We start from the raw sequence: 24,787 nt of genomic DNA on the forward strand, positions 1-24,787 counted from the left end.
TACCGGAATTCTGGTCGCGAACCCGGCACCACGAAGGCGGATGTCGAAGTCTCAGTGCGCCGATGGGCTTGATCCGTCGGGAACCGGCGATTGGCGCAACCGGGCTCGGTGTCGGGACAGCGACCCCGACCTGTTCTTCCACCCCGACGGCGAACGTTCGCAAGCCAGACGCCGACGACTGGCACTGGCTCAGGAGATCTGCGCGACGTGTCCGGTGAAGTGGGAGTGCGCGGGCTTCGCGCTCGACAGCGGCGAGGATTTCGGAATCTGGGGCGGTATGTCAGAGACCGATCGCGCCACGCTGTTCCTCATTCAGGACGAACGTCGTACCACCTGAACGGAACTCATCGCCGTACCACACCAGTGCTCATGACGGCGTTCGTTCCTGCTCACCGCTGCGGGACAGTCCCGGATTCCCACCGGGTTCCCTCTTGCAGCACCACCGTCACCGGCGATGCTGCTCGATGTCCATGAGACGTCTCTGTATCGCGGACAATCAGCCCGTGCGGTCGTCCTGATGAGCGGCGCGCAGTAGATCGTCGCGGGCGCGCGCCACGCGGGACCGGATGGTGCCGATCGGGCAGCCGGCGACTTCTGCGGCCTCGGCGTAACTCATCCCGAGTACCTGGGTGAGCACCAAGGCTTCGCGTCGTTCCGGTTCCAGTCCGTCGAGCAGGATCCGGATTTCGACCATGTTCTCGATCCGGCTGCCGCCGCCGAGACCACCGAGGACGTCATCCAGGTCGACGACGTGGGCCGGGCGCGGGCGGCTGGTGTTGTACCTGATCTGGTCGACCACCACCCGGCGGGCAATGGACAGCAGCCAGGTTCGGGCCGTGGACCGCCCGCTGAACCGGGGCAGTGATTTGATTGCGCGGAGAAACGTCTCCTGCGTCAGGTCATCAGCGCTGGCAGGGTCGGCCAGGTAGGCCACGGTGCGCCAGACGTCGCGCTGGGTGGCTTCGACGAAACGGCTGAGAGCCGCCTGGTCACCCCGCCCGGCAGATTTGGCGAGCTGGGTAACTTGGTCATCGTCGCCACAGTCCGCCACGATTCCAGAGCGTAAGCCATCGGCGCCGGGAACTCTTTGCGGTGTCGGGACGACTGTTGATAGCGGGGCCAGGGCCCACGCAGATGGAGAGGGAGGTGAGGTTTCGCGATGACCGCAGCACCGACGACGGCAGATGACGTGGTCGACGAAGTTCAGCGACTTCAGCTGACCATCTCCGGGATGTCGTGCGCAGCGTGCGCGGGCCGCGTCGAATCCGTGCTGAACAAGCAGCCCGGTGTCCGAGCCTCAGTGAACTTCGCCACTCGAGTCGCCACCATCGAAGCCGACCGGGACGCCGAGGCCACCGACCTCTGCGGAGTCATCGAACGCGCGGGTTACGAGGCGCGGGTGCGCGACGCCGGCGCCGAACGTGATGACGATCCCGACGCCGATCACGCCCGCTACCTGATGGTCCGGCTGGCCGTCGCCGCTGTCCTGTTCGTGCCACTGGCCGATCTGTCGGTGATGTTCGCCGTCGTGCCCAGCACCCGCTTCACCGGATGGCAATGGCTGCTGACCGCCCTGGCCATGCCGGTGGTGATCTGGGCGGCGTGGCCGTTCCACCGAGTGGCGTTGCGGCAGGCCCGTCACGGCGGAGCCACGATGGAGACGCTGATCTCGGTCGGCATCACCGCCGCGACCGCGTGGTCGCTGTACACCGTCTTCGGCCACCAGCACGCCCGCGAGGGCATCGGCATCTGGCAGGCGATCGTCGGCAGTGACGCCATCTACTTCGAGGTGGCCGCCGGCGTGACCGTCTTCGTACTGGCCGGCCGATATTTCGAGGCCCGCGCCAAATCGAGAGCCGGCGGTGCCCTCCGCGCGCTGGCGGCGCTGAGCGCCAAGGACGTCACCCTTCTGCTGCGGGACGGGACAGAGCTGGTCATTCCCGCCGACGAACTCGCCGAACAACACCGCTTCGTGGTCCGGCCCGGCCAGACCATCGCCGCCGACGGGTTGGTCCTGGAGGGGTCCGCCTCGGTCGATATGAGCGCGATGACGGGCGAAGCCAAGCCGCACCGCGTCGACGCCGGCGACAGCGTCATCGGCGGCACCGTGGTGCTGGACGGCCGGCTCATCGTGGAGGCGGCTGCCGTCGGCGCCGACACCCGATTCGCCGGGATGGTGCGACTGGTGGAAGAGGCCCAGGCGCAGAAGGCCGACACCCAGCGGCTGGCAGATCGCATCGCCTCGGTTTTCGTCCCCGTCGTTTTCGTCATCGCCGCACTGACCGCGACTGGGTGGCTGCTGGCCGGCGGTGGGTCGGCGCAGGCATTCTCCGCCGCGCTCGCCGTCCTGGTGATCGCCTGCCCCTGCGCACTGGGGCTGGCCACCCCGACCGCGATGATGGTGGCCTCGGGGCGGGGCGCTCAGCTGGGCATCTTTCTCAAGGGACACCGATCGTTGGAGGCCACCAAGGCGGTGGACACCGTGGTTTTCGACAAGACCGGCACGCTGACCACCGGTCGCTTGTCGATCAGCGCCATCACCGCCGCACCGGGATGGGAAGCAGACGACCTGCTCGCCCACGCAGCGGGAGTCGAATCGGCATCCGAGCATGCCGTCGGGCTGGCGATCACCTCGGCGTGCCCGCACGTCCCGGCTGTCGAGGACTTCGTCGCTGCGCCCGGCCGCGGTGTCAGCGGGAGGGTGGGCGACCGGTCGGTGCGGGTGGGCAAGCCGTCCTGGATCGCTGCCGGCCGCGCCGTGCCCGCGGTGGCCGCCGCCCGCAGGCAGGCCGAAGCCCGCGGTGAAACAGTCGTCTTCGTCGAGATCGACGGGCACGTGTGCGGTGCGATCGCGGTGTCCGACGGAGTCAAGGACTCCGCCGCCCGCGCCGTGGCAGCCCTGCACGCCCGGGGCTTGCGCACCGTGCTCCTGACCGGCGACAACGCCGCCGCGGCCGCCGCGGTGGCCGCGCAGGTCGGTATCGACGACGTGATCGCCGACGTGCTGCCCGACGGCAAGGTGGATGTCATCGAACAGCTCCGCGACCGCGGGCGGGTCGTGGCGATGGTGGGTGACGGCATCAACGACGGGCCCGCGCTGGCATGCGCCGATCTGGGGATGGCGATCGGCCGCGGCACCGACGTGGCGATCGGCGCCGCCGACATCATCCTGGTCCGCGACGACCTGGTGGTGATCCCGTTGGCCCTCGATCTCGCGTCAGCCACGATGCGCACCATCAAGGTGAACATGATCTGGGCTTTCGGATACAACATCGCGGCCATCCCGATCGCCGCCGCCGGGCTGCTGAATCCGCTGATCTCCGGCGCGGCCATGGCCTTCTCGTCATTCTTCGTCGTCACGAACAGCTTGCGGTTGCGAAACTTCGCCGCCACCAAGCGTTCTTCGCGCCGGGCAAGGGAGATCGCCGATGGCTCAGCAGACTTGTGACCTCCAGGGGGTGCGATGTGGCGGATGATCAAGGTGACGGCCTTACCCTCACCCGGCGTGGTGTGCCCGCATCTCGGGTTGTGACCGTTCGATAGGCGTCGTCGCCACCGCGACCCAACCGACGGTCAGCAGTACGGCCATGACGTCGGCGACGGCCAGCCAGGTCAACGCCGCGCCGGGCCGGCCGGTGTGAAGCCACCAGAACGCGCCGATCCCGAGTACGGCGGCCAACCCGCACGCATATGCCGCCGTACAGCAGATCCGGAAGCGGCGAAATGCCAACGCCGCCAAGGACGCCAGTGCGGCGAAGACCAAGATCCCCACCGTCACCGCCGGTATCCGGTTCGCCCCGTGCGTCGAGTGCTCGCCCGCAGCGTCACCCCACCAGGCCACCGTGGCCGCTGCCAATATGGCGGTCATCGCCACGTGGATCGCCGTGCGCCGGCGCCCGATCCAGATATCGTCGAGGACGCGGTGCTCGATAGCTGCGAGTGCGCGCACCATGGCACTTCCGTAGGAATCCGACACCCGGGCTACCCCCTTTGTTGCCTGCACAGTTGGTCGTTCGATTGGTCGCACCGAGAGCCGGGTCGGTTCCCTGCCCATCGCGCGTCGAAATTCTCAGGGGTTCAGTTCCCGCGGTGGATCAATCTCACTTCGCCTCGGTCGACGGAACTCCTTCGGCAAGTGTGACGACGAATGGGCATGGCATACGAAACAAGGGAAAAGCGAGCCGGTGGCCCAAGAGGTGGCAACCCATTGTTGCGGCCCGCGATGCGCCTGGAACCGCGTGCCGAGGCATGGCAGTGGCAGACGGTCGCACATTGCCGCGGCCTGGAATCGGCGGTGTTCTTCGGCAGTGAGGGTGAGGATCGTCAGCGCCGCCGCGCTCGCGAAGCTCGCGCCAAAGCCCTGTGCGCCCAGTGCCCCGTCATCCGTCAATGCCGGGAGCACGCGCTGAATGTGGGTGAGAGATTCGGCATCTGGGGCGGCATGTCGCCGCGCGAACGATCGAAACTCACGCCACGAACGGCGCTGCAACCGATGACAACGCCTTGACCGGGGGGGGTGACTAGCTCGGACTGACGGTGAAGCCCCACGAACCGCGGATCTCATCACCGTCGTCGGAGGTGGCCTCCCAGTTGACGGTGTACGCGCCGGGAGGCGGAGATGGGCGCAGTGCGACGCTGTAGACCGCCCCGGAACCGTTGACCGGCCCGGTCGACCACGTCGCTTTGTCGGGGCCGGTGACCGACTCCTTGACGTTGGTCACCGCCTCATTCCACGTCGTCGTGACTTGTGCCGGTGCCGTCGTGGCGGCATCGCGATGCGGTGCGGTGGTGACCACGAACGAGTGTGCAGACGCCACAGCGGGATTGACCAGGGCGGCCGCCACCAATGCGGCACCACCCAAGGTGGCACCCATCCGGGCCGGGGTGATGGCGACGGTTCTCCTCATTGCGTGCGTCCTTCCCTCAACGCCGATCCCCAGCGGATCTGGACCAGTAGTCGGTTCGGTGGTGCCGATAGTTCCCGACCGCGGACATGTTTCCCCGCAGTGTTTCTCACAGTGAACCGAGCGTGATCGGCAGCCCGTTGACAGGCTGTGCTGCTAATCTCGCGCGGTCATCGTGAACGACGCGAAAACCGGTGAAACTCCGGTGCGGTCGCGCCACTGTAACCACTCGGCAGTGCCCTGCTTCAGCCGAGCGGAAGCCAGACTCGCACGCTCACGGCAGCCACACAGGGGCGCAGCATCCCCGAGGAGGTTCACATGTCGACTCCCAGTTCAGGGGCATCGTCGGGCGGCGCAGTCACGCGCCTCATCCGAGCGTGGGACCGACGCGACTGGTGGGAGTTCGGCGCCCTCGCCGGAGCCATCGCGCTCCTGCATATCGTCGGCTTCGGCTCACTCATCCTGCTGGTGGCCCCACACCACTACCACGTCGGCACGCAGATCTTCGGCGTCGGTCTCGGCCTGACCGCGTACACCTTCGGGCTGCGCCACGCGTTCGACGCCGATCACATCGCCGCGATCGACAACACCACCCGCAAGCTGACCGCCGACGGCGCCAAACCCAAATCGGTGGGCTTCTGGTTCGCCATGGGGCACTCGATGATGGTGCTGGCCCTGGCGGTCCTCGTCGTCGCGGCGACTCGGGTGGCCGGTGAACTGATCAGCGACGACTCGCCCGTCCGTCACACGCTGGGCATCGTGGGGACGCTCGCGTCCGGGCTGTTCCTGTGGCTGATCGGGATCATCAATGTTGTTGCCCTCATCGGCATCTGGCGTGTGTTCACCGGGTTGCGGCAGGGACGATTCGACGAGGCCGAGCTGGAAAGTCACCTCGACGGCCGCGGGGTGCTCGCCCGTATCCTGCGACCGGTGATGAAGCGGATCAAGCATCCGATACAGATGTTCCCGGTCGGGCTCCTGTTCGGCCTGGGATTCGACACGGCCACCGAAGTGGCCCTGCTGGCACTGGCCGGCACCGGCGCGGCCGCCGGTCTGCCCTGGTTCGCCGTCCTCACGCTGCCGATCCTGTTCGCCGCGGGAATGAGTGTGATGGACACCGCCGACGGCCTGTTCATGACCGTCGCCTACGACTGGGCCTTCGCCCATCCCGTGCGCAAGGTGTACTACAACATGACCGTCACCGGGCTGTCGGTCGCGGTCGCCCTGCTGATCGGCACCATCGAGTTGATCACCGTCATCCACGACGACCTCGGCTGGAGTGAGCCGGTCACCGACTGGATCAGTGCCATCGACCTGAACAACTTCGGCTTCGTCATCGTAGGGCTGTTCCTGCTCACCTGGATCGTCGCCGTCGCCTACTGGCGCCTGAGCGGCATCGATCAAGGTTGGCAGCGCACCGCCGCGGGTGAGGACTGACCGCTCTACTGCCGCTTGCGCGCCAGCTCGTGCAGCATGGCGTTGTACGCATCGAAATCGTCATCGGCATAGTCGGCATCGGCATGCCGGTCAGACCTCGCCGCCGCCCGCCGATCTTGACGTGCCCACTGCGCGACCAAGGCCACCACCACCAGGATCACCGGCAGTTCACTTGATCCCCAGGCGATCGCACCGCCGAGGTGCTGGTCGCTACTGATGCTGGCCAGCCAGGGCAGATCCACCAGTCGGTAGAACTGGCCACCCATCGTCGATGCCATGCTCATGGTCGCGATACCGAAGAAGGCATGAAACGGCATGACGGCGAACAACATTCCAAGCCGGCCCAGAAACGGCAACCGGCGCGGACCGGGGTCGATTCCGATGATGGCCCAGAAGAACAGATAGCCCACCAGCAGGAAGTGCACGCTCATGAACTCGTGTCCCCAGTGGTAGCGCACCAGGGTGTCGAAGATCGGCGTGAAGTACACCGCATACAGCGAGGCGACGAACAAGACGAACGCCGTGATCGGGTTGCTCAGAAACGCGGTGAACCTCGAATGAATCAGCCACAGCAGCCATTCGCGCGGACCGGGTGGCCGGCCACCACCGGCAGCAGGCAGGACCCGCAAGGCCAGCGTCACCGGCCCACCCAGCACCAGGAGGACGGGGACGAACATGTTCAGGGTCATGTGTTCGGCCATGTGCACGCTGAACATCGCCGAACCGTAGGCCTTCACCCCGGAACTCGTGGTGAACAGCAACACCGCGCAGCCGGCCAGCCAGGCAGCCAGCCGCCCGGCCGGCCAGTGATCGCCGCGTCGGCGCAGCCGCACACATCCGACGAGATACAGCCCGGCCAGCACAATCGACGCGGTACCCAGGAATGTGTCGAACCGCCAACTCCACAGGATTGCTGACACGCTCGGCGGTTTCGGCAACGCGTATCCGAGGAACACATCCCAGGTGGTGAACTGGTGGGTGAGAAACCGTGGGGCGGGCTGAACAGCCATCGAGGCATACAGCGCGGTCACCGCGATGACGGCCAGGGCGCCCGGGATCCATCGCGCCGGTTCGGCGGTGCGGCGCCGGAAGGCGCGCACATCGCCGAACCAGACCACCGTCCACAACGCGAGTGCAGCAATCCCCGCCCTGCCGTACGCGGTGCCCACCGGACTGGTGCCCGCGGTCAGGATCGCGAACAACGCCGCGCCATAGGTGAGGGCGATCGCCCCGGTGACCACCTGCGCGGTGAGCGCGCGGCGCGCGGGCATCCCCGATGATCCGGTAACCGCCGCAACGACTTTGAGGCCGACCGTGGCGGCGAACGCCGCAGCGAAGACAATCGCCGTGCTGGTCGCGTAGTCGTGGTCCGGCCCCTGGCCGGCGTTGCCAGTGACCGGCAGCGCGACGACTCCGACCAACACCGGGATCAGCAGCACGACGTGCGTGATCCAGCGCACCGAGAGTCGAACCGTCACAGCGGCAATCGCAGCCATCAGCGTCACCACCACCCACGCCCGCGCCATCTCCGAGGCGACGATGGTCTGGGGGAGGGCGGCACTGGTGAGCACGTCGCCCACCGGCACGCCTGCGCTGTGGGATGCCTGAACGACGACCATGGCGGCCGCCATCAGGGCCCACACCAGTGCCGCTCGCTCGACGAGCAGGTGCGCCGGATAGGCGAGCGCGTCGATCACGCCCGCATCGGACGGTCTGGCGGTCAGCGCGACATAGGCCAGTCCACCCACCGTCACGGCGCCCGCCAAGGTGGCCATGAAGAAACCGACCGGCTCGGCCACCGCCGTCAGCAGCCCGGGATAGGTGTCGCCCGTGGCGCGGTAGGTGTTCGCGCCGGAGACCAGCACGTAGCCCGCCAGCGCGGCGACACAGCCGAGAAAGCCGACGGTGAGGGTCCAGGCAGGACGCATCGCGACCCAGCCTGGTCGCGATCGTCTCTGACTCGACGTCATCGTTGTGGGGCCTTCCAGCGGGGATGTCCTGATCTGGCCAAGTCTACGACCGTGTGTCGTAGATCCTGTTCGTCGGCGGGAACTTTCCCGGCCGGCGCATCGACCAATGCATGTGATCCTCGATGTGTCTCTGCGCTGGGTTGTCACCGCGCTGTTCGTCATCAGTGCAGCAGAGTGTCTCTACACGTTGCTGAGAGGTCGACGTACCTGGACACAGGTGGTGAGCCAGGGGCTGCACGTGCTGATGGCCGTGGCGATGATCGTGATGGCGTGGCCGGCCGGCGCGGCATTGCCGACGACCGGGCCGATGCTGGTCTTCTTGGCCGCGACACTGTGGTTCATCCTGATCGCCTTGGCGCACGCCGGGCACCGCGGGGTCAATGTGTATCACGCCGCGATGATGCTGGCGATGGCGTGGATGTACGCCGAGATGAGTGGCGATCTGTCGCCGGCGCCCAGCGAAGGTCTCGATCAGGGGGCAAGCGCAGGTGCGCACCACGGCTCCATGCCGGGCATGCCCGGCATGGAGATGCCCGGCGTCGACCCCGGTGCCATGCAGGGACCTCCGCCCTTCGTCGTCGGGCTGAATTGGGTGTGTGCCGTCGGATTCACGGTGGCCGCGGTCTGGTGGTCGATCCGGCTCGCGATGCGATGGCGAGCCGATCCGGCTGCATCGGCGCGGCACCTGGTCGGCCTGGCCGCCCAAGCGATGATGGCGGCGGGCATGGCAGTGATGTTCGCCGTGCTCGTCTGAACGCCCGCTCAGGCGGCCGAACCGTCGGTGGGCCACAGATGGCCTCGACGCCTGCCGCGTGAGGCGTTGTGCGGCAACACGATATCGGGTTCCGATTCGGCGGCCCGCTGCTCGGGGCCCGGGGTCACGGTGCGCCTCCACACCAGTACCGCGAGGATGGCGCCCAGCACGACGGGCAGATGTGTGAGCACCCGGGCCGCGGTGACCGCGCCGTCCATCGCGTCGATGACCACGTACGCGCCCAGCACGCCCGCGAACACCGACAACACCCCGGCCAGCCCGGCTGCTGCGGCCGGACGGATGGCGGCCACGATCATCACGACACCGAGCGCCAATGACCACGCGGTCGACTCATTGAGCAGATGTCCCGACACGGCCATGCCGTGGTGTTGGGCCAGGCCGAGGTTCAGGCCCACGCCCTGTGCGGCGGCGACGGCCACCTGCGTCACGCCCACCGCCAGCAGTGCGGTTCTGCGCCAGTCCCGCAGCGGCCGGCGCGTTCTGTGCGTCCGCGCGTGCGGCTCGTGGGAAACGGCGGCCAGGGGCGGCTCTGCTGCGAGCATCCGAAGGCGAGCCGACTGCGTCGTCACCTGCTGAAGCCAACCGCGGCAGTCGGCGCACGTGTCGAGGTGCTCGTCCACCCGTGCCGACGGCACCGGCTCGCGCTCACCGTCGATTCGAGCCGACAGCGCTTCGCGCGCGACATCACATTCCACGTCTCTATAGTCGCTGATGCCGCGGCGAATGTTCCCGCCAACCTCATGGGAACTATTCAGGAAGACCGTCCGACTAAATGCCCTGAAAGCGCGGTTTCAGCCTTGCCCAGCCCGCGCGCAGCCTGAAGGGATGCCATGACCTCGACAGTGACTCCGGCGCGCCGTGGGGAGGCCGCCGTCCTTCGCCGGATCTGGCGTCTGCATTTCTGGGTCGGACTCTTCGCCGCACCGGTACTCGTCGTCCTGGCGCTGTCCGGACTGGTGATCCTCTACAGCCAACCCCTGGACAACTGGCTCAACGGTCACCTGTTCGTGGTGGCGCAGGGGCCGGAGACGGTCCCGTTGGACGCGCAGATCGCCACCGCCAAACAGCATGTGGGAGAGGGGTATTCATTCGATGCGGTGACGCCACCCGATGCGCCGAACCACTCGACGAGGGTGGACTTCCTGGCACCGGACGCGCCTGCATACCCGGCGGGGGAGACGGACATGACCCAGGTGTTCGTCGATCCCCACACCGGCCGATACCTCGGTCAGCGCAGCCAACTGTCCGGACTGGTCGGGTTCGCCAACAACGTGCACCGCATGTTCGGCAATGACGGTCCACAGATCCAGCTGCCGTCCTTGTGGCATCTGATGGACTCGGCGGCCTACCCGGACGCCACGATCCCCGTCGGCGTGGGCAACCTGTGGATGGAGCTCACCGCAGTCTGGATTCTGGTGCTGTTGGCCAGCGGCATCTATCTGTGGTGGCCGCGGGCGATCGAGAGCACGAAACCACTGCTGACGATCCGCCTGCGCAAAGGCGGCCGGATCAGATGGCGAGACCTGCACGCCCTCACCGGCGTGGTGATCGCAGCCATTCTGATCTGCTACGTCCTGTCCGGGCTGACCTGGTCGCGCTACTGGGGTGAGAACTGGCGCGCCTTTTCGGCCACCGTCGCACCATCGACCTCAGTCGACGCGCCCTCGACACCCGCGAAGATGGGCGACTACGACCGGCTGGGCCGGCGCATCGCCTGGGCTGCCACCGACGACCCGGTGTACGCCTCCCAGCACGACGGTCCCGCTCCGGCTCCGTTGTCGTTCTCCGATGTCGACACGATCGCCAAAGAAGAACACATGGTCCCCGGCTATGCCATCATCCCGCCTGCCGATTCGACTGTGAACGGTGAAACCGTCTATGGCAGTTACACAGTCGTGAACCGCTGGCCGCAGAAGACCTCCGAACAGCGCACCCTGTACCTCAACCAGTTCACCGGGCAGACGATCACCAACGCCACCGCGGCTCAAGACGGCGCACTGTCACGGCTGACCAGCTTCGGCATCGCCATGCACATGGGCAATCAACTCGGGGTGCTGACCCGGATCACGGCGACGCTTGCCTGCCTGGCCGTCCTCACCAGTGTGCTGACCGGACTGCTGATGTGGTGGAAGCGACGACCGTCGGGACGTACCGGTGTGCCCGGGCCGGCCAGCCCCGCGACCCGGGCGGCCACACCGAAGAAGGCGGTACTCACCGTCTCGGTCGCCGCGGTGCTCCTGGGAGTGCTCTTCCCGGTGTTCGGCGTATCGGTTCTGGTGGTACTCGCCGTGGAGGCTGTCCTGGTGCTCAGGCGCCGGTCGACGTCCGGTGGCGCGCCGTCGTCCGCACCGCCGGAGGATGCGCCCGATGAGACAGGCGGCGATATCCCGGTGGGCGCGCTGGGCGGCTGACCCCCCGGGGACGCGGGGGGTGACAAACAGTCGCGATTGTCACTGTCATCGTGGGCTTTTCGTCGTACCGCGAACCTCATTCTGAAATCTCGAGTTGCCGACTGCGAGTTTTCCTCAAAGATGGTCCACAGCCCGTTGGGGTGGCGTACAGCTTATGGACATCGGGTGGACAGCCGAGGCAATCAAGGGGGAGCGGATGAGCAGGCTGCGCAGAGCGCGGATTTTCGGGACCATGGCCGTCGTGGTCACGCTGACCGCGTCAGCGGTCGCGGCGTGCGGTGGCGATTCGTCGGAGAACGCCGGGGGTGGGGGCGAGATCAACATCTCGATGACGTCGTTCCCCGACTACGTGGATCCCCAGCTGTCCTACACCGTCGAGGGGTGGGAAGTGCTCTACAACGTCTACACGCCGCTGCTGACCTACAAGCACGCGAAGGGCACCGACGGCACCACGGTCGTTCCCGGGCTGGCCAAGGCGATGCCGGAGGTCTCGGCCGACGGTAAAACCTACAAATTGACGTTGCGGCCCAATATGAAGTACTCCGACGGTACCCCCATCAAGGCCTCGGACTTCGCCTACGCCATCCAGCGCCTGTTCAAGGCGGATTCGGGTGGGTCGGTGTTCTACAAGCCGATCGTCGGCGCCGAGGAGTATGCGGCGGGTAAGGCCGACAAGATCAGCGGTATCACCACCGATGACGCCACCGGCGATATCACCATCACGCTGACCGAGGCCAACGGCACCTTCGACAACGTCCTGGCGCTGCCGTTCGCCGCCCCGGTACCGCCGAGCGCGCCGTTGACCGAGGACGCCACCAACAACCCGCCGCCGGCCAGCGGGCCGTTCCGGATCACCAAAGTCGAAGCGCCGCAGACGCTCACCATGGAACGCAACCCGAACTTCAAGACCGTCAAGGACGCCGGAGCCACCGAGGTGGCCGACGCGAAGGTCGACAAGATCACCGTCACCCAGAACAAGAGCAACTCGGCCCAGGTCACCGGCGTCGAGCAGAACACCATCGACTTCATGGTCGACCCGCCCGACGCCGACCGCCTCCCCGAGGTGAAGTCGAAGTTCGGCAACCGGTTCCGGTTGGAGGATTCGATCAACACCTACTACTTCTGGATGAACAACAAGACGGCCCCGTTCAACGACATCCGGGTACGCCAGGCCATCAACTATGCGATCGACCCGGAGGCGCTCAATCGGGTGTTCGGCGGCCGCTTGCATCCGACCCAGCAGATCCTGCCGCCGGGGATGCCGGGCTACGAAGAGTACAAGCTCTACCCCGGACCCGACCTGAACAAGGCGAAAGCTCTGATCGCCGAGGCGAATCCGGCCGACAAGGACATCACGGTGTGGACCGACGACGAACCGGACCGCAAGCGGATCGGCGAGTACTACCACGACGTACTCACCCAGTTGGGCTTCAACGCCACGCTCAAGGTGATCGCCGGAGACGTCTACTGGGCCACCATCGGCAACCAGTCCACCCCCGATGTCGACACCGGATTCGCCGACTGGTTCCAGGACTTCCCGCATCCGGACGACTTCTTCCGTCCGCTGCTCAACGGTGCGAGCATCCTGCCGACCAACAGCAACAACTTCTCCCGGGTGAGCATCCCCGAACTGGATGCGAAGGCCAATGAGCTGCGCACCCAGCAGATGTCCGACGAGGTCAAGAAGCAGTATGCCGAGCTGGACCGCAAGTACATGGAACAGGCGGTGTGGGCGCCCTACGGAAACGAGGAGTTCGCCACCTTCGTCTCGGAGCGCATCGACTTCGACAAGACGATTCCGCATCTCCTGTTCAACCAGGACTGGTCCGCGCTGGCGCTCAAGTAGATGGGCGCCCCTGTCGGGGACGTCGTAGCGCCGGGTGAGCCTGTTCTACCCGTCGGCGTCCCGCCGGAACAGATCCGTGGCCGCAGCCCCTGGTATCTGGCGTGGATCCGGTTGCGCCGCAACCGGACGGCGCTCGCATTCGGTGTGCTGTTCCTGCTGATCGTGCTGACGTGTCTGGCGGCACCGCTGTGGTCCGAGCATGTCGCCCATACCAGTCCCAACGAGAACCACATCACCGACAAGATCCTGGTCGACGGTCACCAGACCGACGTGGTGTCGGCCGACGGCACGCCGATCGGTCCGGGACTGCGCGGGCGCTACCTGCTCGGCGCCGATCAGAACGGCCGCGATGTCATGGTCCGACTGCTGTACGGCGGGCGCACCTCGATCTTCATCGGCGTGGCCGCGGCCGTGGTGACCACGGTGCTCGCCGTGGTGGTGGGACTGCTGTGCGGTTTCTACCGAGGCTGGATCGACGCGGTGCTCTCCCGGGTGATGGATGTGGTGTGGGCCTTCCCGGTGTTGCTGCTGGGTATCGCCCTGGGTACGGCACTCGCGCTGGGTGGCTTGAAGATCGGCTCCCTGACGATCGCCGGGGACTCACTGTGGATCCCGGTCCTGATCATCGGCCTGGTGTATGTGCCCTATATGGCGCGACCCATCCGTGGCGAGGTGCTCGCGCTGCGGGAGAAGGAGTTCGTCGAAGCCGCGGTCTCCCAGGGCATGGGGCCGTGGCGGATCATGTTCTCCGAACTGCTGCCCAATACGGTGTCCACCGTCATCGTGTTCTTCACGCTGAACATCGCGAACAACATGCTGCTGGAATCCGCGCTGTCCTTCCTGGGGGCCGGCGTGCGGGCGCCGAACGCCTCCTGGGGCACGATGATCGCCGATGGCTATCAGACCATCTACACCGCGCCGCACCTGACGATCGTTCCAGGCGCGATGATCGTGCTGACCGTGCTGTCGCTGAACGTGTTCGGTGACGGCCTGCGCGATGCGCTGGATCCGCGGGCCAAGATCCGGATGGAGCACTGAGACATGCTCCGATTCGCCGCGCGCCGTGTGCTGGGCATGATCGCCGTGTTGTTCGCGATCACCGTGCTGATCTTCGTCATCTTCAACGTGATTCCCAACTCCGACCCGGCGGTGCGCATCGCCGGCAAGAACGCCGACCCGGCGCTGATCGCGCGGGTGAGTGCCGACCTCGGTCTGGATCAACCACTTCCGGTGCAGTACCTGACCATGATGAAGCAGATCTTCACCGGCGAACTCACCTCGTATGCCAGCTCGCAGAATGTCGTCGAGCAGATCTGGAAGGGCCTGCCCGCCACGTTCTCACTGTGCATCGGTGCGGCGGTGCTGTGGATGACCCTGGCGATCGTCTTCGGATATCTGTCGGCGGTGCACTCGGGGAAGTTCACCGACCGGCTGCTGTCCATCCTGGCATTGACCGGGATCTCCATGCCGGTGTTCTGGCTCGCGGCAATCCTGTTGTACTACTTGAGTTTCAAGGCCCAGTTGTTCCCGACGAGCAGTTATGTCCCACTGACCAAGAACCCGGCACAATGGGCATACCACCTGGTGCTGCCGTGGATCACCCTGGCGGTGCTCTACGTGGGCTTCTACAGCCGGGTGCTGCGCGCCAACATGCTCGACGTGATGAACGAGGATTACGTCCGCACCGCGCGGGCCAAGGGAATCGGTGAGAGGCAGGTGCGGTTGCGGCATGTGTTGCGTAACTCGATGATTCCGATCGTGACGATGTTCGGGCTCGATTTCGGGGTGGTGGTCGGTGGCGGCGCGATCCTCACCGAGACGGTGTTCAACCTCAACGGGGTCGGGTTGTACGCCGGGCAGGCGATCGGCAGTCTGGACCTGCCGCCGCTGATGGGCGTCACCATGTTCGGTGCGTTCTTCATCGTGTTGTTCAACACCATCGTCGACATCCTGTACGCCTTCCTCGACCCACGGATCCGGCTCGGAGAGGCGGCACCGGCATGATGCTGCAAGTCGACGGACTGACCGTCAGTTTCGCCACCGACGGCGGGGAGGTACGTGCCGTGGACGGGGTGTCGTTCGGGCTCGATGCCGGCGAGATCTTGGCCATCGTCGGCGAATCGGGCTCGGGCAAGAGCGTGACCGCACAGACTCTGCTCGGTCTGACCCGGGCGCCGAACGCCACCATCGGCGGCGCGGTGCACTTCGACGGCACCGATCTGAACGAACTGGACGACAACGGCTGGCGCGCGGTGCGCGGTGAGCGGATCGCGATGATCTTCCAGGACCCGATGACCTCGTTGAACCCGGTCTATCGCGTCGGCGATCAGCTGATCGAGATGATCCGGGCGCACCGTGACGTGTCCAAGGCGGAGGCGCGGGACCGTGCCGTGGAGCTGTTGCGCTCGGTGGGCATCCCGAATCCCGAACGGCGCGTACGGGATTACCCACACGAGTTCTCCGGCGGCATGCGGCAGCGGGTGATGATCGCGATGGCGCTGTCGCTGGATCCCGACGTGCTGATCGCCGACGAACCGACCACCGCCCTCGACGTGACGGTGCAGGCGCAGATCCTGCGGCTGTTGGCCCGGCTGAACTCCGAACGTGGCCTGGCCGTCGTGTTGATCACCCACGATCTGGGTGTGGTCGCCGAGGTCGCCGACCGGGTGGCGGTGATGTATGCCGGTCAGATCGTCGAAGAGGCGAGCCTGGACGAGCTGTTCTACGACCCGCAGCATCCCTACACCTGGGGCCTGCTGGGGTCACTGCCCAGACTCGACCAGCCCAACCCGGAGCGGCTGGCTCAGATCGCCGGGGCGCCACCGTCGTTGACCGACCTGCCGCCCGGCTGCCGGTTCGCGCCCCGCTGCCCGCACGTCTTCGACAAATGCGCCGAACCACCGCCGCTGCACCGGGATCGGTGCTGGCTCGATGCCGAGCAGAAGCGCACCCTGCGGGTGGTGAACGGCGGAATCGGACTGCGTAAGCCGGTGACCACATGAGTCCCCTCCTGGAGGTCACCGACCTGGTGAAACACTTCCCGATCAAATCCGGTGTCGTCATCGACCGGGAGATCGGGCGGGTCCGAGCGGTCGACGGCGTCAGCCTGACCCTGGACGAGGGGGAGACCCTCGGGCTGGTGGGCGAATCCGGTTGTGGAAAGTCGACGCTGTGCCGGCTGATCATGCAGCTGACCACACCGACCTCGGGATCGGTGCGTTTCGCCGGCGAGGAGCTGGTGGGCAAGAGCCCCGGTGAACTGCGCGCCGTGCGCCGCCAGATGCAGATGATCTTCCAGGACCCCTACGCCTCGCTGAATCCGCGTAAGCGGGTCGGCCAGATCATCGGTGCGCCGATGGAGCTGCACGGCCTGGCCAGCGGGCGGGACGTCACGACGAAGGTCCGTGACCTGCTGGACCGGGTCGGATTGCGGCCCGAACACGCCGACCGCTTCCCGCACGAGTTCTCCGGTGGTCAGCGACAGCGCATCGGGATCGCCCGGGCGCTGGCGCTGCGGCCGAAGCTGATCATCGCCGACGAACCCGTCTCGGCGCTCGACGTATCGGTCCAGGCGCAGATCGTCAACCTGCTCAAAGACCTGCAGGACGAGTTCGGGTTGTCCTATCTGTTCGTCGCGCACGATCTCGGTGTCGTCCGGCACGTGTCGAACCGGGTTGCGGTCATGTACCTGGGCAAGGTCGTGGAGAGTGCGTGGGCCTCGAACCTGTACGACCACCCGATGCACCCGTACTCCACCGCCCTGCTGTCGGCGGTGCCTGTCCCGGATCCGCGGCGCAACGCCGCCCGGGAACGGCTGGTGCTCGAGGGTGATGTCCCCAGCCCCATCGACCCACCCGGGGGGTGTCGATTCCACACCCGTTGCCCGTGGTCGACGGGGGTGTGCGAGAGCGACGAGCCCGCGCTGGTCGACCACACCGCGTCGGCCGAATCCGGGCATGTCGCGGCCTGTCACCACCCGCGACATCTCGACTGAGGACTCCTGCCAGCAGCATCTGCCCGCGTCACAGCATTCCCGCTGAATTTGAGCGCCGCCGACACGCCCGGTTATGATCACGAAACTGTAACAACCAGTGCACGGTCAGATATCGGAAGTTGCTGCGTATGCCCCGTCTCGGTCGTAATGTGCAGTCGGTGAGCCGACACGCATTAGCCCGCAGGCGTGCCCCCAGGCCGTCGTCGCTGGCTCTGGCTGCGCTCGTACCAGCGGCGATGCTGGCCGCGGCCGCAGGCGATGTGCAGCCATTGGCCGCCGGCCGAGCGGCCGAACCCGTGGTCGAGCGCGTCGTCACGGTCGCCGATGACGTGCCCTACGGCCTGGAGATCGTTGCCGCGCCCGCAGCCTTCTCGTCGGCGCCCACGGCGGTGCCACCCCAGGTCAGCTTCGCCGCAGCCCAGACCGGTACCGCGTCGCGCTGGCGACTGGACACCCGGCCACTGCTGCTGCCCGTCGGCCTGGCCCCCGAGCGGGGCCTGCAGGTCCGCACCATCCTGGTGTCCCGGACCATCAGCGCGACGTTTCCGGAGATCCACAGCATCGGCGGCGTGCGTCCGGACGCGCTGCGCTGGCATCCGGACGGTCTGGCCCTCGATGTCATGATCCCGAACCCCAGTTCCGCCACCGGGATCGCGCTGGGCAACGAGATCGTGTCCTTCGTCCTGAAGAACGCGGTCCGGTTCGGTATCCAGGACGCCATCTGGCGCGGCGTCTACTACACGCCGGGCGGCGCGCAGAGCGGTGGCTACGGACATTACGACCACGTCCACATCACCACCACCGGTGGCGGCTACCCCAGCGGCAGCGAGGTCTATCCCCGCTGAATGCGGGTTTCGCCGCGCTGGCGCTGCCGCCATACCGCATCCTGATCTCGATATTGCGAGAGAAGGTGGCACCCATTGGCCCAATCCATTGCCGCTGCGCCGCGACTGATCTGGCGCAGCCTGGGCATGCTCCGTGCGGTGCGGGGACTCATCGTGATCTCCCTGGTGATCGGCGTCATCGCCTCGTCGCTGCCGTACGTCTCGGCGGCGGCGTTCGGACCGATGATGCAGGTGGTCGCCGATGCTGGACAGGGCGGCAACCTGAGCGGGGTGTGGGATCTGCGGGGGCCGCTGGTGGCCCGCGAGGACGGGTTGCTGCATTCGGTGGCCGGTTCGGTGCCGTTCGCGGTGCTGTTGGCCACCTGGGCGGTGTCGCTGGTGCTGACCCAGTTGATGTACTTCGTCAACGGCTGGGTGGGTGCGAAGGTCGAACAGATCCTGGTGGTCGACATTCGGCAGCGGGTGCACGACCACCTGCAGACGCTGTCGATGGATTTCTTCGCCCGCTCACGCACCGGTGAATTGATCCAGCGGGTCACCGCGGAATCCTCGGGTGTGCAGAGGTTGTTGACCGGATGTCTCATCCCGCCGCTCATCGACAGCCTCGTGCTGCTGTCGGCCATCGCGTACCTGATGATCATCTGCTGGCAGATGACGGTGGCCTCGCTGGTGCTCACCCCGTTGGCGCTGTTCACGCTCCGGTTCGCGGGTGCGCGTGTCCAGTCGGCGGTGCACCACGAGATGACCGCCGACCGTGCCATGTCCACGGATCTGGAGCAGACGGTCAGCGGTATCTCCGAGATCCAGATGTTCAATGCACAGCCGTTGCGCAGCAAGCGCTTTCACGAGGTTTCCGAGAATGCGGCAAAGGCGGGCGCGTCCTCGGTGGCGTGGATGCAGGCCACTGCCAACGGTTCTCAGATCTTCGTCGCGCTCAGCACGGTGGTGGTGCTGCTCGTCGGGGTGAGTTTCAGCGACGACTTCGGGTTGACCTTCGCCGGGCTGCTGGTGTTCGCGGGCATGGTGCCGACGATGTTCGGCGCGGCGCAACGGGTGATGGGTGCGTACACGACCTACAAATCTGTGGCGCCCAACGCGACCTCGACCTACGAACTGCTCGACACCCGCCCGTCGGTGGTGGAGATCCCCGGCGCCACCGCGCTCGGGGCGGTACGGGGCAATCTGGTGTTCGATGAGGTCACCTTCGGCTATACGCCCGATCATGCGGTGCTGGACGGACTCTCGTTCACCGTCGCCGACGGGGAGACCGTCGCCTTGGTCGGCGGTATCGGTTCGGGCAAGTCGACCGTGTTCAACCTGCTGCTGCGGTTCCTGGATCCACAAGCCGGACGCATCCTTCTCGACGGACACGACATCGCGGCCGTCACCGTCGACTCGTTGCGCGAGCAGGTGTCCAAGCTCGCCCAGTTCCCGTTCTTCACCAAGGACACCATCCGGGCGAACCTGCGGCTGGCTCGTCCGGAGGCCAGCGATGCCGAGATCGAGGCAGCCTGCACCCAGGCGGGTATCCATTCCGTCATCACCGACCCGGTGAAGATGTTCGACGGCTACGACACGGTGATCGACGTCCAGGTGCCCTCCGGCGGACAGAAACGGCTCATCGCACTGGCACGCTGCCTGCTGCGCAGGCCCGAGGTGCTCCTGCTGGACGAGCCGACCGAGAATCTGGACGCCGACCAGCGGGCCCGGTTGACCGGTGTGATCCGGGGCTACGCCCGGGCCCGTACCTGCCTGGTGATCAGCCACGATATGGACTTCATCGCCGCCGTCGCCGACCGGATCCTGGTGCTCGAAAACGGCCGGATCGCCCAGTCGGGCGATCACCGTTCGCTGATCGCGCAGGGTGGCCTCTACAAGCGGCTCTACGAGGCGCAGAACGCCGAGGTGGGCTGAAGATCGGCAGGTCAGTTAACAGGACCCGAACAGAGGTTGAACGACCACGGTCACGTGGATCGTCTAAGGTTCTGCTGTGCCTGAGATGGATCGCCGCAAGGTGATGATGATGATGGGCCTCGGCGCTGCTGCAGCCGTGCTGCCCACCCAGACCGCCCACGCAGAGCCGCTTCCCGCTGATCTGGGACCCGTTCCAGGACCCGGTCCGGCGGCCCCGGGTGCGCCTGCACCGGCTGCCGCGGTCGCCGGTCCCACGTTCCTGTTCCAAGACGAGTTCAACGGTCCGGCCGGTGCGCCGCCGGACCCGGCGGCGTGGTTCGTCGTGCCGGCTCGCGAGGTCATCAGGAACCCGGTCGAGTGGGACAAGCCCTACAACATGGGCCGTTACGTCACCGACCAGGAGCACGTGTTCCAGGACGGTAAGGGCAACCTCGTCATCCGGGCGACCCGTGGACCGGGCAACAACATCCAGGAGCGCTACGCCGGCGCCAAGATCATCGGCAACTGGCGTGGCGGGATCGGCACCACCTGGGAGGCCCGGGTCAAGCTGAACTGCCTGACCGACGGCGCCTGGCCCGCGTTCTGGCTGCTGAACGACGATCCGGTGCGTGGCGGTGAGGTGGATCTGGTCGAGTGGTACGGCAACCGGGACTGGCCCTCGGGCACCACGGTGCACGCCCGGCTGGACGGCACCTCGTTCGCCACCGACTCGCACCCGATCGACAGTGGCTGGCACACCTGGCGGATGACCTGGCTACCCACCGGCATGTATTTCTGGAAGGACTACGCGCCCGGGATGGAGCCCTACTTCAGCGTCCCGGCCAATTCGCTGGACGACTGGCCGTTCAACGACCCCGGATACACGCTGGCCCCGGTGTTCAACGTCGCCGTCGGCGGTTCCGGTGGGCGTGAGCCCGGCGGGGGTAACTACCCGGCCGAGATGCTGATCGACTGGATCCGCGTCTTCTGATCTCACCCCTCACACGGGGGAGAACCCACAGCGTGCGATGAGCGGATGTTCGGCACCGACGAGTTGGTGGGTGACGTCGTCATAGGCGGTGATGTGGCCGAAGATGATGTCGTCCGGCGCCGGTTGCCGGCGGACCTGTTCGACGATGGTCACGGCTCGGGTGGACAGGTCGGCTATCTGCCGCAGCGCGTTGACGATCTCGGGTTCGCCACGTCGCGCGGCGTAGTCGTGAAGTTGATCTGACCATCCTCGATAGGTCGCCAGACTGGGCCCGGTCGAGGTGATCAGCCACGGGTTGAGCAGCGTGCCGTTGTCGGCGACATACGTGATGGCAATGTCGGCGGTGTGGCATTCGTCGGTGCCGGTTCGGCTGATGACCCAGGCCGGCAGCGCCGCGGCACTGATCACGAGCAATGCCAGAGCCGGGGTGACCCAGCGCGGGCGCCGCCCGGCCGGCGCGAGGGCAACCGGGGTCGTGGTGACGGTGTCCATGGGGCTCCCCCTCGGTACCGTCGACGCTCCCCTCCCCGGGAGCTCGCCGGTCACATTGCAAACTGATACCTCAGTCATTTAATTCGACGGTGCGGATCCCGTCAAGATGAGTGGGTCACTGGTGCATCCGGCGGGCGCCCGCGACGATGGCGTCGTGCAGGGCCTGTTCGGGCTCGGACAGGGTGCTGCGCCGGCACACCAGGACGAACTCCAGCTCGCCCAGCTGTGGTAGCCGGTCGTCATTGACTCGGTGAAGACCTTGGGGCAGAAGGGTTTCGGCATGCGGGACGATCCCGAGTCCGGCCAGCACGGCAGCCTGCAGACCCAGCTGGCTGTCGCTGACGCACGCGATGCGCCAGGTGCGGTGTTCGCGTTCCAGGGCTCGCAGTGCCACGTGGCGGGTCAGGCTCGGCGGGGGATAGGTGACGATGGGGACCGGGTCGCCGACATCGGTCGTTCCGGCGCGCCCCGCCCACACCAGCCGGTCCTGCCACAGCAGTTCGCCGTGCTGCTCACCGGGCAGGCGTTTGGCGACCATCATGTCCAACTCCCCGGCGGCCATCCGGATCTTGAGGTTCTCGCTGAGTCCGACGACGAGTTCGAGGTCCACGGCTGGATAGGAGCGCTGGAATTCGACCAGCACGTCCGGTAGGTCTCGGGTGACCAGGTCGTCGGATGCGCCGAGCCGGATGAACCCGGTCAGCCGGGATTCGGAGAAGTACCGGTCGGCCTGCGCCTGGGCGTCCAGGATGCTGCGTGCGAAGCCGACCATGGCCGCCCCGTCGGCGGTCAGGGCCAGGTTGCGGGTGTCCCGGCGGAACAGCTCGCGGCCGACCGCCTGTTCGAGGCGGGCGATGTGCCCGCTCACGGTCGACTGCCGCAGGCCGAGTACGCGGCCGGCGGCGGTGAATCCGCCCGCGCGTTCGACGGCCAGGAAGGTGCGCAGCTGCTCCGGATCCAACACATTCATCACGATACTCGTTGCGATTTATCTCGTTAATCGCCTTTCGCAATGAGTCTGCCGGCTTCTACGGTGAACCGGTGAGACTTCTGGCCAAACTCCGCATCGATGGATTCCTGCTCGGGTTGTTCGCCGCCATGGCGACCGGGCTGTTGCTGCCCGCAAGCGGTGGTGCCGCCGGTGTACTCGGCTGGGCCACCAAGGTCGCGATCGCGGTGCTGTTCCTGTTGTACGGGACCAGGCTGGAGCCGCGTGAGGCGTTGCAGGGTCTGCGGCACTGGCGTCTGCACACCACTGTCCTGGCCGCGACCTATGTGCTGTTCCCTCTGCTGGGTCTGGCGCTCAAACTGCTGGTGCCCTCGGTGCTGACCAATGACCTCTACACCGGCGTGCTCTATCTGTGTCTGCTGCCGTCCACCGTGCAGTCGTCGATCGCGTTCACCTCGATAGCCCGCGGCAATGTCGCGGCCGCGGTCGTCAGTGCGTCTGCGTCGAACATGCTGGGGATCTTCATGACCCCGCTGCTGGTGACCCTGCTGATGCAGACCACCGGCGACGCGACCGTGTCGGCGCGGTCGATCCTGGAGATCGTCGTCCAGCTTCTGCTGCCGTTCGTCGCCGGACAACTGCTGCGGCCCAAACTGCATCGGGTGTTGTCGCACACCACCTTGACCAAGATCGTCGACCGCGGCTCGGTGTACCTGGTGGTGTATGCGGCCTTCAGTGCGGGGATGACCGAACATATCTGGGCCGATATGACGGTGACCCACCTGCTGGCCGTCGTCGGGGTGTGCGTGCTGCTGCTGGCCGTGGTGCTGGGCGTGACGGCGGGGGCGGCCAGGCTGATGGGCTTCAACCGGGCCGACCGCATCGTGGTGATCTTCTGTGGCTCCAAGAAGAGCCTGGCCACCGGGCTGCCCATGGCGACGGTGCTGTTCGCCGGGCACCCGGTGGGCCTGATCGTGTTGCCGTTGATGATCTTTCACCAGATTCAGCTGATCACCTGCGCGACGCTGGCCGGCCGCTGGGGCCGGGCGGCCGAGGCGGAGTGTCTCGCCGAACAGCACACCGTCGGTGCCCGGTGATCACGTCCGCTCGGCCTTCAGCCGAGCGGCGGGACCGAACCCCATGAGCCGTACGGAGGCGGCGGCCATACCTGCCGCGGTGATGAACGGGACGGCGATGATCGTGAACCGCATGGTTGTTCCCTTCTCGGCGTGGATGCTTGACATCCTGTCTACCCGCGCCGGGCTGACACGGAAACGCCCTCATAGGCAATGCATATGAAGGCAGTCGGCCGTTTCTGACACGAGCCGATCGGCAGGACGGATTACCATTCGTCGATGACCAAAGAGTCGAAGAAGGGCAAGGCGGAGAAGAAGGCCAAGAAGCGCGATTCCGCCGGCAAACTGTCCAACCGCGTGTATGAAGCTGAGTTATTCCGTCTCCAAACCGAATTCGTCAAACTTCAGGAGTGGGTGAAACACACCGGGGCGCGCGTCGTGGTGGTGTTCGAAGGACGTGACGCCGCGGGTAAGGGCGGGACCATCAAGCGGATCACCGAATACATGAGCCCGCGTATCGCGCGGATCGAGGCGCTGCCCGCGCCGAGCGACCGCGAGCGCGGCCAGTGGTACTACCAGCGCTATATTTCGCAGCTGCCCGCCAAAGGCGAGATCGTGCTGTTCGACCGGTCCTGGTACAACCGTGCGGGCGTCGAGAAGGTGATGGGTTTCTGCACCCCGGAGGAACACGCCCTGTTCCTGCACCAGACTCCCCGGTTCGAGCAGATGCTGATCGAAGACGGCATCCTGCTACGCAAGTACTGGTTCTCGGTGTCCGATGAGGAGCAGCTGCGCCGCTTCCGGTCGCGTTTGAATGACCCTGTGCGCCAATGGAAGCTGTCGCCGATGGATATGGAGTCGGTGTACCGGTGGGAGGACTACTCGCGCGCCAAGGACGAGATGATGGTGCACACCGACACCGCGCTGAGCCCGTGGTTCGTGGTGGAGTCCGATATCAAGAAGCACGCGCGACTGAATATGATGAGCCATCTGCTTTCGACCATCGACTATCACGACGTGGAGAAGCCGGAGGTCACTCTGCGTGAGCGGCCCGCCGTCAGCGGTGGCTACCAGCGGCCGCCCCGGGAATCGTCGACGTACGTCGACAATTTCGTGGCGACGCTGCTGGGAGATGTGGAGTAGGCAGGCGCTGGATTCCGATCGTCGCGCGGACCTGCAGGAGCTGCCGGCCGGCGCCTGCGCG

At 66.4% G+C, this 24,787-nt stretch carries 22 protein-coding genes, 1 pseudogene and 1 riboswitch; of the genes and pseudogenes, 16 read left to right on the plus strand and 7 right to left on the minus strand.

Translation table 11 applies throughout. The features are described from left to right. Positions 1-40: 40 nt before the first annotated feature. Positions 41-244: pseudogene (locus tag FHU31_RS32145) on the plus strand (WhiB family transcriptional regulator); the annotation flags it as partial. Beyond that, positions 238-477: riboswitch (cobalamin riboswitch) on the minus strand. Its footprint overlaps the pseudogene before it by 7 nt. Positions 478-496: 19 nt before the next feature. Here the strand turns inward: FHU31_RS32145 and sigC are convergent. Beyond that, on the minus strand, positions 497-1,051 hold the full coding sequence (gene sigC / locus FHU31_RS04140; protein ID WP_167156152.1) for an RNA polymerase sigma factor SigC: 555 nt from the start codon (positions 1,049-1,051) through the stop codon (positions 497-499). A gap of 108 nt (positions 1,052-1,159) precedes the next feature. Between sigC and FHU31_RS04145 the strand changes: the two genes are divergently transcribed. Further along, the gene (locus FHU31_RS04145) at positions 1,160-3,448 is read left to right on the plus strand and encodes a heavy metal translocating P-type ATPase (RefSeq protein WP_167156154.1); all 2,289 of its coding nucleotides are present in this window, start codon (positions 1,160-1,162) and stop codon (positions 3,446-3,448) included. A gap of 48 nt (positions 3,449-3,496) precedes the next feature. Here the strand turns inward: FHU31_RS04145 and FHU31_RS04150 are convergent, their stop codons facing one another. Beyond that, entirely contained in the window at positions 3,497-3,952 is a 456-nt protein-coding gene (locus FHU31_RS04150) for a hypothetical protein (protein ID WP_167156156.1), read from the minus strand. 270 nt (positions 3,953-4,222) lie between these two features. Here FHU31_RS04150 and FHU31_RS04155 point away from each other — a divergent pair, with 270 nt between their 5' ends. Further along, positions 4,223-4,507 (plus strand): WhiB family transcriptional regulator, encoded by a 285-nt coding sequence (locus tag FHU31_RS04155; RefSeq protein WP_167160605.1) that lies wholly within the window; start codon positions 4,223-4,225, stop codon positions 4,505-4,507. 13 nt (positions 4,508-4,520) lie between these two features. Here the strand turns inward: FHU31_RS04155 and FHU31_RS04160 are convergent, their stop codons facing one another. After that, complete coding sequence (locus tag FHU31_RS04160; RefSeq protein ID WP_167156158.1) at positions 4,521-4,907, minus strand: copper resistance CopC family protein; 387 nt, start codon at positions 4,905-4,907, stop codon at positions 4,521-4,523. 315 nt (positions 4,908-5,222) lie between these two features. Between FHU31_RS04160 and nicT the strand changes: the two genes are divergently transcribed. After that, complete coding sequence (nicT, locus tag FHU31_RS04165) at positions 5,223-6,341, plus strand: Nickel transporter NicT (RefSeq protein WP_167156160.1); 1,119 nt, start codon at positions 5,223-5,225, stop codon at positions 6,339-6,341. 5 nt (positions 6,342-6,346) lie between these two features. Here nicT and FHU31_RS04170 read toward each other — a convergent pair whose 3' ends face one another. Then, complete coding sequence (locus FHU31_RS04170; RefSeq protein WP_409371180.1) at positions 6,347-8,311, minus strand: cytochrome c oxidase assembly protein; 1,965 nt, start codon at positions 8,309-8,311, stop codon at positions 6,347-6,349. A 124-nt stretch (positions 8,312-8,435) separates the two neighbouring features. Here FHU31_RS04170 and FHU31_RS04175 point away from each other — a divergent pair, with 124 nt between their 5' ends. Then, positions 8,436-9,065, plus strand: a complete 630-nt coding sequence (locus tag FHU31_RS04175) for a DUF5134 domain-containing protein (RefSeq protein ID WP_263987856.1) — start codon at positions 8,436-8,438, stop codon at positions 9,063-9,065. A gap of 8 nt (positions 9,066-9,073) precedes the next feature. Here the strand turns inward: FHU31_RS04175 and FHU31_RS04180 are convergent, their stop codons facing one another. Then, positions 9,074-9,781, minus strand: coding sequence for a DUF2275 domain-containing protein (locus tag FHU31_RS04180; protein WP_167156164.1), 708 nt, complete (start codon positions 9,779-9,781; stop codon positions 9,074-9,076). 135 nt (positions 9,782-9,916) lie between these two features. On the opposite strand from FHU31_RS04180, the gene FHU31_RS04185 reads away from it, so the two are divergent. From FHU31_RS04185 to FHU31_RS04225, 9 genes are all read left to right on the plus strand, one after another. Continuing rightward, entirely contained in the window at positions 9,917-11,497 is a 1,581-nt protein-coding gene (locus FHU31_RS04185) for a PepSY-associated TM helix domain-containing protein (protein WP_167156166.1), read from the plus strand. A gap of 196 nt (positions 11,498-11,693) precedes the next feature. Next, complete coding sequence (locus FHU31_RS04190) at positions 11,694-13,343, plus strand: ABC transporter substrate-binding protein (protein WP_167156168.1); 1,650 nt, start codon at positions 11,694-11,696, stop codon at positions 13,341-13,343. After that, positions 13,344-14,381: an ABC transporter permease gene (locus FHU31_RS04195; RefSeq protein ID WP_167156170.1), complete on the plus strand. Its 1,038-nt coding sequence runs from the start codon at positions 13,344-13,346 to the stop codon at positions 14,379-14,381. It abuts the gene before it with no gap. Positions 14,382-14,384: 3 nt separating this feature from the next. Next, positions 14,385-15,347 carry an ABC transporter permease gene (locus FHU31_RS04200; RefSeq protein WP_167156172.1) on the plus strand — a complete coding sequence of 321 codons (963 nt, stop codon included), beginning with the start codon at positions 14,385-14,387 and terminating at the stop codon, positions 15,345-15,347. Next, positions 15,344-16,345 (plus strand): ABC transporter ATP-binding protein, encoded by a 1,002-nt coding sequence (locus tag FHU31_RS04205; protein ID WP_167156174.1) that lies wholly within the window; start codon positions 15,344-15,346, stop codon positions 16,343-16,345. The genes FHU31_RS04200 and FHU31_RS04205 overlap by 4 nt, the downstream gene beginning before the upstream one ends. Beyond that, positions 16,342-17,337 carry an ABC transporter ATP-binding protein gene (locus tag FHU31_RS04210; protein WP_167156176.1) on the plus strand — a complete coding sequence of 332 codons (996 nt, stop codon included), beginning with the start codon at positions 16,342-16,344 and terminating at the stop codon, positions 17,335-17,337. The genes FHU31_RS04205 and FHU31_RS04210 overlap by 4 nt, the downstream gene beginning before the upstream one ends. Before the next feature lie 158 nt (positions 17,338-17,495). Then, entirely contained in the window at positions 17,496-18,182 is a 687-nt protein-coding gene (locus FHU31_RS04215; RefSeq protein WP_263987857.1) for a VldE C-terminal domain-containing protein, read from the plus strand. A 75-nt stretch (positions 18,183-18,257) separates the two neighbouring features. Then, positions 18,258-20,096: an ABC transporter ATP-binding protein gene (locus FHU31_RS04220; protein WP_234901133.1), complete on the plus strand. Its 1,839-nt coding sequence runs from the start codon at positions 18,258-18,260 to the stop codon at positions 20,094-20,096. An 85-nt stretch (positions 20,097-20,181) separates the two neighbouring features. Then, positions 20,182-21,066 (plus strand): glycoside hydrolase family 16 protein, encoded by an 885-nt coding sequence (locus tag FHU31_RS04225; RefSeq protein ID WP_167160611.1) that lies wholly within the window; start codon positions 20,182-20,184, stop codon positions 21,064-21,066. A 9-nt stretch (positions 21,067-21,075) separates the two neighbouring features. Here the strand turns inward: FHU31_RS04225 and FHU31_RS04230 are convergent, their stop codons facing one another. Next, positions 21,076-21,558 (minus strand): hypothetical protein, encoded by a 483-nt coding sequence (locus tag FHU31_RS04230; protein ID WP_167156180.1) that lies wholly within the window; start codon positions 21,556-21,558, stop codon positions 21,076-21,078. Between the two features lie 115 nt (positions 21,559-21,673). Then, positions 21,674-22,528: a LysR substrate-binding domain-containing protein gene (locus tag FHU31_RS04235; RefSeq protein WP_167156182.1), complete on the minus strand. Its 855-nt coding sequence runs from the start codon at positions 22,526-22,528 to the stop codon at positions 21,674-21,676. Positions 22,529-22,599: 71 nt separating this feature from the next. On the opposite strand from FHU31_RS04235, the gene FHU31_RS04240 reads away from it, so the two are divergent. After that, positions 22,600-23,604 (plus strand): bile acid:sodium symporter family protein, encoded by a 1,005-nt coding sequence (locus tag FHU31_RS04240; RefSeq protein WP_167156184.1) that lies wholly within the window; start codon positions 22,600-22,602, stop codon positions 23,602-23,604. Positions 23,605-23,862: 258 nt separating this feature from the next. Continuing rightward, on the plus strand, positions 23,863-24,726 hold the full coding sequence (gene ppk2, locus FHU31_RS04245; protein ID WP_167156186.1) for a polyphosphate kinase 2: 864 nt from the start codon (positions 23,863-23,865) through the stop codon (positions 24,724-24,726). Positions 24,727-24,787: the final 61 nt, after the last annotated feature.

The organism is Mycolicibacterium fluoranthenivorans, from assembly GCF_011758805.1.
GTDB classification, from domain to species: Bacteria; Actinomycetota; Actinomycetes; order Mycobacteriales; family Mycobacteriaceae; genus Mycobacterium; species Mycobacterium fluoranthenivorans.